Source organism: Pseudarthrobacter sp. NamB4, from assembly GCF_005796185.1.
In the GTDB taxonomy this organism is placed as follows: Bacteria; Actinomycetota; Actinomycetes; order Actinomycetales; family Micrococcaceae; genus Arthrobacter.
In genome coordinates, this window is sequence record NZ_VAHM01000010.1 from 101797 (window position 1) to 116089 (window position 14293).

Here is a 14293-nt window from a genome sequence, read left to right on the forward strand (position 1 = left end):
ACCAACAGCCCCGGCGCCGCAGCACCGGGGCTGACTTAAGCCCTTAACCCGCGGGGTAGCCGTCCTTCTTCAGGGATCGGGCAAGGTGCGCGGCGTTGCGCGCGGCCCCGGCGGTAGTGGCAGCCACCTTTTCCGGCACCGTGTCCAGGTCCTTGTAGTCCACCGTCTGCATTGCCTCGCCCACCCAGTACGTGGCGCCCTGCGCTGGAAAGGTGAAGCCGACGTCGTTCAGCGCCTGCTGCGTATCCGCCACGGTCTTGTGGGCGCCGTCCTCATTTCCCACCACCGCAACAATCGCCACTTTGTCATACATGATGGGCCGCCCTGCCTCATCAGTTTCGGCAAGGTCGGCATCGAGCCGCTCGATAACCCGCTGCGTGATGCTGCTCGGATGCCCCATCCAGATGGGCGTGGCGAGGACCAGAATGTCCGCAGCGAGGATCCGTTCGCGGATTCCCGGCCAGGCATCTCCGTCGCCCATGTCAGTCTGGACGCCGGGCATCACGTTGTGGTCCACCACGCGGAGCGAGGCGGTGCGCACGCCGTGGCTCTCGAGTTCGCCCAGCAGGTGCCGGGCTATGAGTTCGCTGCTGGACGGCTCGGGCGAGGGGGTCAGGGAGCAAATCAGGGCGAGTGCGGTGAGGTCAGCCATTGGTCATCCTTCTGCTGGGAGTTCGAGGTGCCACTAGGGGATTCGAGGCTGGAGGCAGCAGGGATTGGCCGGAGGCGTGCGCTCCTGCCCAGTTGCTCCTGGGACCATCGCGCACCCCGGGTCGGGACACGCCGTCGTCCGCGGCGCCCCGCTGCCGGCGGACAGCGTGGCCAAAAAGCAACTGGGCAGGAAGGTACGACGGCGGCAGGCAACGGGGCCGGGATGTCACGGTCCGCCCCTCCAGGCAGGAAGGGCGGACGGAAGGTGTCTGGGCTATGCCGGCTCAGGAGCTGCTGTCGGAGACGGCCGAGCTGACGGAGGTCGGGCTGTCGTACTCGCGGTCCGGGATGGCTTCAAGGGCCTGGATCACGTTCTCGTCGGCGCCGGAGTCCTTGGCGCTGGACAACAAAGTGTCACGGCTGGCGGGATAGTCCACGCCGCCGAGGAACTTCTGGATCTGGATAGGGTTCGGAGTTTCAGCCATCGTGCAAGTTTCCTTTCTGATGTCAGCTCTCAAGTCCGCAGCTTCTTCTGGAGTGGGCCACGGAGATGTTCATCCTAGGCCTGTGCGTTCCGATAGGAAAGGTGCTCACTGCCTTGCGGGAAGAATAACAAGTGTGCTTAGTATCTATTTAGTAACCTTACTTATTATCTGGTTCCAGGGACCAGTTGCCCCCTCACTGAAAGCGAGCGAATGATGACGGAGAGCCAGCGGCCTGAGGCTTCTGCCCGAAGCTTTCTCGACCAGTACGGCAACGCAGCACCGCAGGAATTTACGGCGGAGGCGGGAAGTTCCGGATCCAAGAAGGATGCAGCCAAGGAAGAAGCGTCGGGAATCGCCGGGCAGGCGGCCGGTGGAGCCCAAAATGTGGTCCAGACCGCCAAGCTCGAGGTTGGAAACGTCGCATCCGAGGCTAAATCCAGCGCCACGGACCTCCTGCGCCAGGCGAAGTCGGGCTTGAGCAGCCAGGCCTCCAGCCAGCAGCAGCGGGCTGCAGACGGCGTCCGCACCTTCTCCAGCCAGCTGCACACAATGGCTGACGCCCCCGAGCAGCAGGGTGTGGCCAGCGCTCTGATCCGGCAGGCTGCCGAGCGTGCTTCAGCGGCCGCCTCGTGGATCGAGGGCAAGGATCCGGCAACGTTGCTGGGCGACGTCCGGTCCTTCGCCCGGCGCAGCCCGGGCACGTTCCTGCTCCTGGCTGCCGGCGCAGGCCTGCTTGCCGGCCGGCTCGTGCGGGGTCTTCAGCCGGAGGCCCCCGCCCGCGGTGATACGGCCGCGGTCCCGCCAGAGCAAGCGCAGAGGCCAACAGCAACGTCAGCTCCGCAGCGCAGCGGGGAGCCGGTTCACCAGGATTCGGTGACGGCGCCTGCAACCTACGGAGAAACCATCTACGGGGAGCCGGCCCGGCCCGCCTATTCCGGCACGGAAGCCGGCGGAGTCCCGCTGAAGAACCTGGACGATCCGTTCAGCGACGTCCGGGCTTCCGAGAGTCAGCCGTGAGTACTGCGCGGACGTGACGTACGCCTTACAGATCCCGGAAACATCAATCAAAGGATAAATATCATGAAGAAATTGCTCATCGCCCTGCTGCCCACCATCATCAGCAAGGTCCAGAAGGCCCGAAAAGCCAAGCAGCTCCGTGCGGCCGGGCAGGCAAGGCCGCCGCGCAACCGCTTCTAGGCCCAACCGCTTTTCAGCCCCACCGCTTTTGAGCGCAACCGCGTCTAACAGTGAGCCGTGAGCATGACCGTCCTCCATCCCGGGAGGGCGGCCCTGCTTTGCCGGTCTCAGCCGCCTTGGACCGGGCCGGCTTCAGGCAGGGGGAGCGGGTGCAGATCGGCTATCAGTCCGGTGGACTCGTAGGACAGCTTGATGTTCACGTTGTAGGTTCCGGGGCGCTTCAGGTCAGGCACCCAGATCTCTGCAACCCCTGCATCGTGCGGGCTGGCACCCACCACCCGGTAGGCGAGGTTCTCGGCCATCCACGTGTCCGGCACGTCCAGGCCGTCCAGGGACCAGGTCAGGAGCAAGGGAACCTGCGCGAGTCCCTCGAGGTCCACCCTCACCGCCACTGTCCAGCCCAGCGGATCCTCGCCCTCCGGGCTGTTGGCCGACTCCACCTCCGACAGTGCCTGCGCAAGCTCTTCGGCCACTTGAGCCGGCGGCAGGGTTTCGCCTTTGGCGTCAACTGCCTCAATGATCAGCAACTGCGCGGCGGACACCCCTGCCGGGGGCGCATATGTCTGCATCGCCGGCTGCTTCACCACCTTGTCGATGAAGTCATCAGGGATGGACGAAGCTGCGCCGAACACCTCGGGCGACACGGACAGGAAGGTAGCGGTGCCTGTTGGAGTAGGGCTTTCCGACGACGGCGATGAGCCGGACGTGGGCCAGGTGGAAGTTGGTGTGGGGCTGGGTGTTGTCCCAGTCGGTGACGGCGGCGGGTCGGTTGAGGTTGGCGGGCCCGGCGTTGGCGGATCCACCGTGGATGCCGGTAGATCCGTTGACAGGGGCTGGGCCGGCAGGTCCGGGCGGGCCGGCGGCGTTACTGCAGGGACGAGGACGGACAGGCGAATACTGGCTCCCGCCCCTTCCGGAACCGGGGTCAAGGTCAGTTCCCTCCCGATCCCGGACCCGGCAAAGCCGGTCAGCGGGGTGCGTTTGATGATGTTGACCGATTCGATCCGGGCGACGTCTTCGTCAGGGGGAGGGAAAATTCTGTCCCAGAGGTTGAGGACACCGAGGATTGCGGCTGCCAGGGCGCCGGCGCCGATAATGAGGGTCTTGCCGCGCTTGTACCAGGGAACCTTAGTTGGCGGCTTACGTTTCTTGGGCACACCACACCTCCCGGCCACCATCAGAAGCGCTGGCGCGTTACCGCGGCGTTACTGCCCGGCGGGACCCACCCGGGAAGCGCCGACGTGGTGCGGAACCAACGGGTGGCCGCGGCGCGGAGACGATAAGAACCGGGCCCGGCAGCAGCAGGGTTAAGCTTTTGGGGTTGCGTTTATGGGTACAGTCACCGCATTAATATTGGACGGAAACGAACAGGGGCTTGATTTTGGCAGGGAATGCAACGTTTCGGCACAGCAACACCGGGCTCCTTTCGGTGAGCAGTGTCGAGGCCCCGCGGATCGTGAGTTCGACGGATTTCGACCGCAGGTTGGCGGACACCCTGCAGCGGCTGAAGTTCCCGCCGCGGCTGCTGGAGCGGGTTGCGGGCATAACGCACCGCCGCTGGTGGGCTCCGGGAACAGCCTTCGATGACGCCGCCATTGAAGCAGGGGCCAAGGCCCTGGCGGAGGCAGGCGTCGAGGCATCAGAGATTGGCCTGCTGATCAACACCTCGGTCACTCGGCGCAACCTGGAACCGTCCGTAGCGGTGAGGATCCATCACGGACTGGGGCTGCCGTCGTCGGCCATGAACTTCGACCTGGCCAATGCCTGCCTCGGCTTCGTCAATGGCCTGACGCTGGCGGCCAGCATGATCGACTCGGGCCAGATCAAATACGCGATGATCGTCAACGCCGAGGATGCAGAGGCAACCCAGGAGGCCACCCTCGCCCGGCTGCAGCGGCCCGAAACCACCCGCGAGGACTTCAACCGCGAGTTCGCCACCCTCACCCTGGGATCCGGTGCTGCTGCTGCCGTCCTGGGCCCCGCAGACCAGCACCCCGGCGCCCACAGGATCGTCGGCGGCGTGATGCGTGCAGGCACCCAACACCATGAACTGTGCGTGGGCGGCATCGACGGCATGAACACGGACACCAAGGGACTGCTCGACGGCGGCCTGCAGCTCGTCGTCGACGCCTGGCACGAAGCCCAACCGGAATGGGACTGGGCCGCCATGGACCGCTACGTCACGCACCAGGTGAGCAACGCCTACACCCAGGCGATCATCGACGCCATTGACCTGGACCCTGACAAGGTGCCCATCACCTTCCCGCACTGGGGCAACGTGGGCCCGGCCTCCCTCCCCATGACCCTTGCTGCCGAGTCACAATCCCTCGAAGCCGGAGACCGCGTGCTGTGCATGGGCGTCGGTTCCGGGCTGAACACCGCCATGATGGAAATCGTTTGGTAGCCGCCGGCTGGCCGGGCGTGGACCCGGAGTGGTCCCGCGAAGTGGATGTGCTGTCCAGCTCGGGCGCAGATGAGCCGGGAACGGTGCACCGGTGGCACCTGCTGGACAACGGCGCCCAGCTGTCCCGCCGGGGCCTGGTCCCGCAGGGCACCCTCCTGTGCGTCCACGGCAACCCCACCTGGTCGTATCTGTGGCGGACGCTGCTCAGCGCCGGGTCAGAGCCGGCACACCCGTGGCGCGTGGTGGCCGTGGACCAGCTGGACATGGGCTACTCCGCACGGACCGGCAGGTTCCGGCGCCTGGCGGACCGGATCAACGACCTCAGCGACCTCACCGCGGCGCTGGGCCTGGACGGACCGGTGGTCACGGTGGGCCACGACTGGGGCGGCGTAATCAGCCTCGGCTGGGCATTGGCGCACCCGCAGCAGCTGGCCGGCGTCGTGCTGACCAACACGGCCGTCCACCAGCCCGCAGGTTCGGGGATCCCGCCGGCGCTGCAACTGGCCCTGCACCCTGCAGTGCACAAGTGGGGAACCACCACGTCGGATGCCTTTTTGCGGGTGACCCACTCGCTGGCAAACCCGCCGCTGCCGGCGGATATCCGGAAGGCCTACATGGCCCCCTACCGCGGCGCCAGCCGCCGGACGGGGGTGGGGAACTTCGTTGCGGACATCCCCGTGGACGCCTCCCACCCCAGCTTTCCGGCGCTTAGGGGCGTGGCGGAAGGGCTGCGCGGCCTGAAGGTACCGGCCCTGATGCTCTGGGGCCCCCGGGATCCGATCTTCTCTGACCGTTACCTCAAAGACCTCATCAGCCGGCTTCCGCACGCACAGGTGCACCGCTTCGAAGGCGCCGGGCATCTCGTGGCGGAAGACCGTGACATCGCGGCACCCATCTTCAAGTGGCTCGACGCGCAGGCCGATGCCGGCGGAAGAAGCGCACCGGAAGCTGCAAGCCTCGGCGGGGCGCATGCGGGCGCGGTTGGGCCAGTCGGGTTCCGGCCACTCTGGGAGCTGCTCGAAGAACAGGCCGCCGGGCCGGGCGGTGGTGATACCGCCGTCGCGGAAATTGCTGGCGACGGCACGATTGCGCGCTCGCTCAGCTGGCAGCAACTGGACCGGAGCATCCTGGACCTTGCTGCGGGGCTGCAGGAAGCCGGGGTGGGCAGGGGCAGCCGGATTAGCCTGATGGTCCCGCCCGGAGTGGACCTCACCGTGGCCCTCTACGCCTGCCTGCGCGTGGGCGCGGTGGTGGTTGTTGCCGACGCCGGGCTGGGAACCAAGGGCCTAAGCCGGGCAGTGAGGGGCGCCACCCCTGATGTCATCATCGGCATCGAGAAGGCGCTCGCGGCCGCCTCGGTGCTCGGCTGGCCGGGACGGCGGATCAGCGTGCAGGACCTGCCGGCCACCCGCCGTCGGATCCTGGGCGTGGAAACCTCCCTCGCCGCCCTGGGGCGGCAGGGCGCGAACGGAAGCGAGGAACCGCCGTCGGGCGCTCCGGACCCGGATACCCCCGCCGCCGTCCTCTTCACGTCCGGCTCCACCGGGCCCGCCAAAGGCGTGCTTTATACCCACCGGCAGCTGGCGGCGATGCGGGATACCGTGGCCGCGACGTTTGGGATCCGTCCCGGCTCCCGCCTGGTGGCGGGCTTCGCCCCGTTCGCCCTGCTGGGGCCGGCGCTCGGAGCGGTGTCGGTGACGCCGGATATGGACGTCACGGCACCGCGCACCCTGACAGCCCGGGCGCTGGCCCACGCCGCGGCTGCCATCGACGCAACAGTGGTCTTTGCCTCGCCGGCGGCGCTGCGCAACGTGATTGCCACCCGGGATGAGCTGAGTGGGGCGGGGCACCAGGCCCTGGAAGCTGTGAAGTTGCTTCTATCCGCCGGGGCGCCCGTCCCGGAACCACTCCTGGCCGAGGTGCAGCGGCTCCTGCCACGGGCGTCGCTGCACACCCCGTACGGGATGACCGAGGCGCTGCCTGTCACGGACATCAGCCTCGAACAGATCCAGGCCGCCGAGGCCGACGCCGCCGCCGGTACTGTGCCGGGCGCAGGCAACGGCGTGTGTGTGGGAACCCCAGTGCACGGGGCCCAGGTGGCCGTGGTCCCGCTGACGGCGGACGGCACCGCGCCGGGAACGCATCCTGTCACGGAGGCGGGTGTGACCGGCGAGATCCTGGTCAGCGCCCCGCACGTCAAGGAAGCCTATGACAGGCTCTGGCTGACCCAGCAAGAGAGCATTAGCCTGCCGGGCTGGCACCGCACCGGCGACGTGGGCCATTTCGACGCCGCTGGCCGGCTGTGGGTGGAGGGCCGCCTTGCCCATGTGGTGACGGCGCCCTCTGCCGCGGTGACGCCCGTCGCCGCCGAGCAGGCGATTGAACGGCTGGACAGCGTCCGGCTCGCCGCGATCGCCGGGGTGGGACCGGCAGGCACGCAGGCCGTGGTCGCCGTCGTCGAAACCGTGCCTCCCGTCCGCAAAGCAGGCCCGGCCGCACCGGAACTCGCCGGGCGTGTGCGCGCGGCGGCTCGCGGTGCCGGCGTGGACGTTTCGGCTGTGCTTGCGGTACCGGCGCAGCCCACCGACATCCGGCACAACGCCAAGATCGACAGGACCTGCCTCTCACGCTGGGCCACACGGGTGCTGGCTGGCGGCCGTCCGGGTAAGCCATGAGGGTCCTCGTCACCGGCGCCAGCGGCATGCTCGGGCGGGAAGTGGCGCGGCTGCTGGTGCGCCAGGGCCATGACGTCGTCACCTTCCAGCGGCGGCCGTCGGGGGTCGACAGCGCAACAGACTTCCGCGGGTCCGTCACGGATGATCATTCGGTCCAGGAAGCTGTACGCGGGGCAGAGGGGATCATCCACCTGGCCGCGAAGGTTTCCTTCACTGGCCGCGCCGGGGAGTTTGACGAGGTGAACGTCGAAGGGACCCGCCGGCTGCTCCGCTTCGCCCGTGCGGCCGGGGTCCGGGACGTGGTGTTCGTTTCCTCGCCGTCCGTGGCGAATTCAGGTGCCGCCATTGCCGGGCTGGGGGCCGAACCGGCCGATCCGGAGCATGCGCACGGCGACTACTCCCGGACCAAGGCAAAGGCGGAGTTGCTGGCGCTCGCAGCGGACTCGCCGGACTTGCGGGTGGCCGCAGTACGGCCGCATGTTATCTGGGGGCCGGGGGACACCCAGTTGGTGGAACGGGTTCTGGCTCGCGCCGCGCGCCGCCGCCTGCCCCTGCTCGATGCCGGCGCGGCCCTGATTGACACCACCTACGTGGACAACGCCGCCTCGGCCATCGCCGCCGCGCTGTTCCGTATGGAACACATTCACGGCCGCGCCCTGGTGGTGACCAACGGCGAGCCCCGCCCGGTTGGCGAGCTGCTGGCCGGCATCTGCGCTGCAGGTGGCGTCCCGGCACCGTCTTGGGCAGTCCCCGGCAAGGTGGCACGGGCAGCGGGAGCCGTGGTTGAGCGGGTCTGGACCTGGGCCGGGCGCACTGCAGAGCCCCCGATGACACGGTTCTTGGCCGAGCAGCTGTCCACAGCCCACTGGTTCGACCAGCGTGAGACCCGCGAACTCCTCGACTGGACGCCCGAGGTCACGCTGGATGAGGGGCTTGCGCGTCTGGCTGAGTACTACGGTGGTGCGGACCGTACGGGAGCACGGGCGTCTGGCCGCGGGCAGGACGGCGGCGGTTCCTAGTCAGCGGGGTAAGCGGCCGGGGTCCTGGGCGTGACGTCCGCGTGGGGGTTGCCGTTCCGCGTGGCGCCGGTTTTCGCTGCGCAGGTTCCCTGGCGACACCCAGGTTCCCTTACGACCCCCGGTTTCACCGGCGACACCCAGATGCCGTGGCGACACCCAAATACGGGCTGCGCCTCCGAATATGCGCGTCACGTTCGGATTTGCGCGTCGACAACGGCAGAACGCGTACGACGGCGTGGCACCCCGGCCGCCGCCAGCTTGCGTTCGAGCGTGCCGGGCTCCATGAGGTCGGCCCAATCCCAGCGCACCACCTTCATTCCGGTGGCGCGGATCCGGTTTTCCCGTTCCTTCTCCGCCACCACGGCTTGGGATGCGGTACGGCCGTTCAAGTACTCGGGCTTGACATACTTCTCCTCACCGTCGAACTCCCCAATAACCCTGGGGTGCTTCCAGTAGAAGTCCGTGTAACCCACCAGACCGGCTGCGTCTGAAATTCCCTGCTGCAACACCGGGGCTTCGAAGCCGGCCAAATGGATAACAGCCCGGCTCAAGGATTCACCGGCCGAGCCCGAGGCCGGATCCGCAAAATCAATAACCGCCCTTATCCTCCGCCCGGCGGCAGCCGAATACCACGGTCCGATGCCGCCTTCCAGCTCAGTCCTGGTCAGGGCAGGCAGCCGCCGGGCATGGTCCGGCCGGAGTACGTGGTCCATGGGAACTACAGCTTCGGTGAAGGGCGTATACGCTGCCAGGTCCAGGACGGTCCGGATGCGGTCAGTGACCAGCAGGCCCTCCCGGGTGACCACTGCCAAGCCCGCCCGCGCCACAAAGAGTCGGCTGACACCCGCACGCGACCTGCCGCCGTCGTTCTTCAACGTCAGTGCTTGGACGGGGTGGTGCCAGCCAACCACGGGCAGACCCCACACGCTGGCGGCGGAACGCCGGGCGAAAACCGTGGGTTTCTCGAACGTCTCGGCAGCCGCCTGGACGCGGAGGCGGTACTGCTCCCACGGTTTCAGGTTCCGCCAGGTCTCCCCGTCCACGTACACGCCGTGCCGGACGCGGACCAGGGCGCCGGCCTTAACGCGCTTGGCGAGCTCGTTCGGGGTAAGCCCGTGCAGAATTCGGTCACGGGACAGCAGAAGCGGTGGAAGATCGGGCATATGCCGACGCTGTCAGCTCTGCGCCATCCGGCGGGAGGGGCAACTGCCGCTATGTGGAGAAGTGCCGGCGGCGTGGTCCTTCATTGGCGACCCGCAGTTTCCCTCGCGCAACCGGAATTTGGGCCGCGAAGAGGAGCGTCCGTAGCGAAACCGTATCTGCGAGTCGCGGGCGGAGCGGTTAAGCCGGGAGGTGTAACCAGACGTCCCATTCTGGAGGCCTGGTGCCGGGGCACCCGCGCTGCGCTGATTCCTTTTCGACCCGCACCTTTCCTGACGCACCCGAAATTTGGGCCGCGGAGCGGAATGCCCGCGTCGGAATCGAATTCGCGTGTCGTAGGCGGGGTGTGTCGCGCGGGTCGGCAGGGCAAGGGCAGGGGGCGTCGGAAGGGGGACGCACGCTTGACGCCCTGAAGCCCCTCCGCATATCCTGAACGAACGGTCGGTAAATAATTCCGCACGTCCCAGAAGGTCTTTGCATAGGAGCAACCATGGCAGCGCAGAACTTGCAGTCAGTGCCAGTTGAGCTATCCCCGGAAGAGGAGGCGGCAGGCAAGGCCACCTTCGACCGCATTATTGCCGAGGACTCACGCATCGAGCCCAAGGACTGGATGCCGCCGGCCTACCGCAAGACCCTCCTGCGCCAGATCTCGCAGCACGCGCACTCGGAGATCATCGGCATGCAGCCCGAGGCCAACTGGATCACAAGGGCCCCGAGCCTGAAGCGCAAGGCCATCCTCATGGCCAAGGTCCAGGACGAGGCCGGCCACGGGCTCTATCTCTACTCCGCCGCCGAGACCCTTGGCCAGACCCGGGACGAGATGATGGACGCCCTCATCGCCGGCAAGGCCCGCTACTCGAGCATCTTCAACTACCCGGCCCTGACCTGGGCGGACATGGGTGCCATTGGATGGCTGGTGGACGGCGCGGCCATCTGCAACCAGGTCCCCCTGTGCCGCGCCTCCTACGGACCCTACGGCCGCGCCATGGTGCGCATCTGCAAGGAAGAGTCGTTCCACCAGCGCCAGGGCTTCGAGATCCTCCTCGAACTCTCCAACGGCACCCCGGCCCAGAAGCAGATGGCACAGGACGCCGTGAACCGCTGGTACGCCCCGGCCCTGATGATGTTCGGCCCGCCGGATGACGATTCGCCCAACTCCAGGCAGTCCATGGCCTGGAACATCAAGCGCTTCAGCAATGACGAGCTCCGCAGCCGCTTCGTGGGCATGATGGTGGAGCAGGTCAGGGTCCTGGGCCTCACACTCCCGGACGATCAGGTCCGCTTCAACGAGGACACCAAAAAGTGGGAGCACGGCCCGCTGGACTGGCACGAGTTCCAGGAAGTGCTCGCCGGCCGCGGCCCCTGCAACGCCCAGCGCCTGGAGCGCCGGAGGGAAGCGCACGACGACGGCGCCTGGGTCCGCGAGGCAGCGGCCGCCTATGCAGCGAAACAGCAGGCAAAACAGTCAATGACGACGAAGGAATACGCAGCATGAGTCCCCACGGCAACCCGGAAGAGCCCGCCGGCTCCGCCACCGACATCAACCGCGACGCGCAGAAGGTGCCGGCCGGCCCGGACACCACGGCGAACACCACGGCTGACACTTCGGGCGGGGCAGCTCCGAACACGCCAGCAGCCCCGAGCGCGCCGGCAGCCCCGGCCGCTTCTGCGCCGCCGCAGCATCACGACCGCTCCGCCTGGGGCCTCTGGGAGGTCTTCGTCCGGTCCAGCCGCGGCCTGAGCCACGTCCACGCCGGCAGCCTGCACGCCCCGGATGCCGCCATGGCCCTTCGGAATGCCAGGGACCTCTACACCCGCCGCAACGAGGGCGTCTCCATCTGGGTGGTCCCGGCCGACGCCATCGCCGCCAGCGACCCCGACGCCAAGGGCAGCTTCTTCGAGTCGCCCCAGGGCAAGGACTACCGCCATGCCACCTACTACACCAAGAGCGAAGGGGTGAAGCACCTGTGAGCACACCCCCAACGAACACCGACGCAGCAGAGACCACCGGCCACGGCGACATCTCCACCGGCGTCGCAGCCCCGACCGGCAGCGGCGACTCCAACGCCTCCGCCACCCGCATCACGCCCGGCAACGCGCTCCGCCCGGAGGACATCGCGCTCGAGGTCCGCACCGGCCTCAAGCCCAGCGAGGACATCGCCGAGTACGCGCTCCGCCTGGGCGACGACGCCCTGATCCTCGCCCAACGCCTGGGCCACTGGATCTCCCGCGCCCCCGAGCTCGAGGAGGACATCGCCCTGGGCAACATCGCCCTGGACCAGCTGGGCCACGCCCGGAGTTTCCTCAGCTACGCCGGCGGCGCCATGACCAACGACGACGGCTCTGCCAAGACCGAGGACGACCTGGCCTACTTCCGCCGCGAGCACGAGTTCCGCTCCGTCCAGCTGTTCGAGCAACCCAACGGCGACTTCGCGGTCACCATCGCCCGCCAGTTCATCGTGAGCTACTACCAGTTCGAGCTGTACCGGCGCCTGACGGAATCAACAGACGGAACCCTGGCCGCCATCGCCGCAAAGGCTGTGAAGGAAGTGGACTACCACCGGGACCACAGCGCCCAGTGGATCCTGCGCCTGGCTGGCGGCACGGAGGAATCACGACGGCGGATGGTTCACGGACTGCGCCTGATGTGGCCCTACGTCGAGGAACTGTTCCGCGACGACGACCTGACGCGCCGCCTAGCCGAGGCGGGTGCCGCCGTCGCGCCTTCCAGCCTGCGGGAGGACTTCGACCGGCTGACCGGCGAACTCCTGGAGGAAGCCGAACTGGACGTCCCGGACGTGCCGGCAGCCCCCGGCGGCGGAAGGCGGGGCAGGCACTCGGAGCACCTGGGCTACATCCTGGCCGAGATGCAGGTGCTGGCCCGCGAATACCCCGGAGCGAAATGGTGACAGCCATGGCAATCTACGTCTCAGACTTCGAGCCGAAAACCAAAACCGCCCAGCAGAAGGCATGGGACATCGCCGCCACCGTGGTCGACCCCGAGATCCCGGTGCTCACCATCGAGGACCTCGGTATCCTGCGCAACGTGGAAGTGACGGAGGCCGGAAAGGTCATCGTCACCATCACCCCCACGTACTCGGGCTGCCCCGCCATGGACGCCATCCGTGACGACCTCACAGCAGCCTTCGACAAAGAGGGCTACCAGGACGTCGAGGTCAACCTGGTCCTGTCGCCGGCCTGGACCACGGACTGGATGACCGAGGCTGGCAAAGCCAAGCTGCAGGAGTACGGGATCGCGCCGCCATCAGGAAAATCAACAGCAGCACGCCACGCCGGCCCCATCCGCCTGAGCATGGCCGTCAAGTGCCCGCAGTGCTCCAGCCTCAACACCAAGGAACTCACCCGCTTCGGCTCCACGTCCTGCAAGGCGCTGTATGTCTGCCAGGACTGCAAAGAACCGTTCGACTACTTCAAGGTCCTGTAAGGAACCCCCATGCCTGTTGTCCGCCAGACGGCCGCCGAAGAGGCGCAGGCCACCGGCCGCCGTCGTCCGTCCTTCCACACCCTCACCGTGAAGGAGGTGCGCCGGCTCACCGAGGACGCCATCGAGGTCGCCTTCCACGTCCCAGCCGAGCTCGCCGGCCACTTCGACTACCTGCCCGGCCAGTACGTGGCCCTGCGCACCAAGCTGCCCAACGAGGACGGCGAGCTCCACGAGGTGAGGCGCAGCTACTCCATCTGCGCCGAGCCGCGCAGCTTCGAGGACGGCACCAGCGAGATCCGCGTGGCCATCAAGAAGGACCTGGGCGGCCTGTTCTCCACCTGGGCCAACGCCGAGCTGAAGGCCGGGGACACCCTGGACGTCATGAGCCCCATGGGCGCGTTCGTGTCCAAGCACGGCCGGGACGGCAAGGCCGTGGAGCAGAACCGGATGAACTCCATGAACAACCCGGAGCAGCTGGCCGGGGACGTCGCCCGCCAGGGGGAGGCCAGCTTCGTGGCCATCGCCGCGGGCAGCGGGATCACCCCGGTGATCGCGATCGCCCGCACGCTGCTGGCGGCCAGCCCGGAGTGCCGGTTCGACCTGATCTACGCCAACAAGGCCGCCATGGACGTGATGTTCCTGGAGGAGCTGGCGGACCTGAAGGACAAGTATCCGCAGCGGCTGGCCATCCATCACGTGCTGTCCCGCGAGCAGCGGATCGCGCCCCTGCTCAGCGGCAGGATCGACGCCGGGAAGCTCCAGCAGCTGCTCGGCACGGCCATCCACGCGGACGACGTGGACGAGTGGTTCCTGTGCGGGCCGTTCGAGCTGGTGCAGCTGTGCCGGGACACCCTGGCCGAGCGCGGCGTGAAGCCGGAAAACGTCCGGTTCGAGCTGTTCACGTCCGGCAAGCCGGACAAGCCGGAGGGACACGCCGGCCGGCCCGTGCTGGTGGACGAGTCCAAGGAGACGTACAAAATCACGTTCAAGCTGGACGGCCTGCAGGGCGAGGTGGCTAGCCCCACGCATGCCCGCGAGTCCATCTTGAACGCCGCGCTGCGGGTCCGCCCGGACGTGCCGTTCGCGTGCGCCGGGGGAGTGTGCGGCACGTGCCGGGCCAAGGTGGTCAAGGGCAGCGTGACCATGGACGAAAACTACGCGCTGGAGCAGGATGAGCTGGACAGGGGCTACGTGCTGACCTGCCAGAGCCACCCCACCAGCAAGGAAGTCACCGTCGACTTCGACGTCTAAGCAGT

The 14293-nt window shown here is 67.6% G+C and carries 13 protein-coding genes; 9 read left to right on the top strand and 4 right to left on the bottom strand.

The window, feature by feature from the left end; translation table 11 throughout:
• Positions 1 to 43: 43 nt before the first annotated feature.
• Together FDW81_RS11305 and FDW81_RS11310 are read right to left on the bottom strand one after the other, a co-directional pair.
• Positions 44 to 652, bottom strand: a complete 609-nt coding sequence (locus FDW81_RS11305) for a flavodoxin family protein (protein WP_138134283.1) — start codon at positions 650 to 652, stop codon at positions 44 to 46.
• 283 nt (positions 653 to 935) lie between these two features.
• Positions 936 to 1136, bottom strand: a complete 201-nt coding sequence (locus tag FDW81_RS11310) for a DUF2795 domain-containing protein (RefSeq protein ID WP_138134284.1) — start codon at positions 1134 to 1136, stop codon at positions 936 to 938.
• A 210-nt stretch (positions 1137 to 1346) separates the two neighbouring features.
• On the opposite strand from FDW81_RS11310, the gene FDW81_RS11315 reads away from it, so the two are divergent.
• Positions 1347 to 2153 carry a hypothetical protein gene (locus FDW81_RS11315; protein ID WP_138134285.1) on the top strand — a complete coding sequence of 269 codons (807 nt, stop codon included), beginning with the start codon at positions 1347 to 1349 and terminating at the stop codon, positions 2151 to 2153.
• 287 nt (positions 2154 to 2440) lie between these two features.
• On the opposite strand, the gene FDW81_RS11320 is transcribed toward FDW81_RS11315, so the two are convergent.
• Entirely contained in the window at positions 2441 to 3490 is a 1050-nt protein-coding gene (locus FDW81_RS11320) for a hypothetical protein (protein ID WP_138134286.1), read from the bottom strand.
• Between the two features lie 224 nt (positions 3491 to 3714).
• Between FDW81_RS11320 and FDW81_RS11325 the strand changes: the two genes are divergently transcribed.
• Genes FDW81_RS11325 through FDW81_RS11335 form a run of 3 tightly spaced genes read left to right on the top strand, consistent with a single transcriptional unit; the run spans position 3715 to position 8431 of the window.
• On the top strand, positions 3715 to 4737 hold the full coding sequence (locus FDW81_RS11325; protein ID WP_138134287.1) for a 3-oxoacyl-ACP synthase III: 1023 nt from the start codon (positions 3715 to 3717) through the stop codon (positions 4735 to 4737).
• On the top strand, positions 4731 to 7412 hold the full coding sequence (locus tag FDW81_RS11330; protein ID WP_138134288.1) for an alpha/beta fold hydrolase: 2682 nt from the start codon (positions 4731 to 4733) through the stop codon (positions 7410 to 7412). Before FDW81_RS11325 ends, FDW81_RS11330 begins: the two co-directional genes overlap by 7 nt.
• Positions 7409 to 8431: an NAD(P)-dependent oxidoreductase gene (locus tag FDW81_RS11335; protein WP_138134289.1), complete on the top strand. Its 1023-nt coding sequence runs from the start codon at positions 7409 to 7411 to the stop codon at positions 8429 to 8431. Before FDW81_RS11330 ends, FDW81_RS11335 begins: the two co-directional genes overlap by 4 nt.
• Before the next feature lie 188 nt (positions 8432 to 8619).
• Here the strand turns inward: FDW81_RS11335 and FDW81_RS11340 are convergent, their stop codons facing one another.
• A complete protein-coding gene (locus FDW81_RS11340) occupies positions 8620 to 9594 on the bottom strand; it encodes a type IV toxin-antitoxin system AbiEi family antitoxin domain-containing protein (protein WP_138134290.1) in 975 nt (324 codons plus the stop codon).
• A 488-nt stretch (positions 9595 to 10082) separates the two neighbouring features.
• Between FDW81_RS11340 and paaA the strand changes: the two genes are divergently transcribed.
• Genes paaA through paaE form a run of 5 tightly spaced genes read left to right on the top strand, consistent with a single transcriptional unit; the run spans position 10083 to position 14288 of the window.
• The gene (gene paaA, locus FDW81_RS11345; protein ID WP_138134291.1) at positions 10083 to 11087 is read left to right on the top strand and encodes a 1,2-phenylacetyl-CoA epoxidase subunit PaaA; all 1005 of its coding nucleotides are present in this window, start codon (positions 10083 to 10085) and stop codon (positions 11085 to 11087) included.
• Complete coding sequence (gene paaB, locus FDW81_RS11350) at positions 11084 to 11563, top strand: 1,2-phenylacetyl-CoA epoxidase subunit PaaB (protein WP_138134292.1); 480 nt, start codon at positions 11084 to 11086, stop codon at positions 11561 to 11563. The genes paaA and paaB overlap by 4 nt, the downstream gene beginning before the upstream one ends.
• Positions 11560 to 12501 (top strand): 1,2-phenylacetyl-CoA epoxidase subunit PaaC, encoded by a 942-nt coding sequence (paaC, locus tag FDW81_RS11355; RefSeq protein WP_138134293.1) that lies wholly within the window; start codon positions 11560 to 11562, stop codon positions 12499 to 12501. The genes paaB and paaC overlap by 4 nt, the downstream gene beginning before the upstream one ends.
• A gap of 5 nt (positions 12502 to 12506) precedes the next feature.
• Positions 12507 to 13037: a 1,2-phenylacetyl-CoA epoxidase subunit PaaD gene (gene paaD, locus FDW81_RS11360; protein ID WP_138134294.1), complete on the top strand. Its 531-nt coding sequence runs from the start codon at positions 12507 to 12509 to the stop codon at positions 13035 to 13037.
• Between the two features lie 9 nt (positions 13038 to 13046).
• Positions 13047 to 14288: a 1,2-phenylacetyl-CoA epoxidase subunit PaaE gene (gene paaE / locus FDW81_RS11365; RefSeq protein WP_138134295.1), complete on the top strand. Its 1242-nt coding sequence runs from the start codon at positions 13047 to 13049 to the stop codon at positions 14286 to 14288.
• Positions 14289 to 14293: the final 5 nt, after the last annotated feature.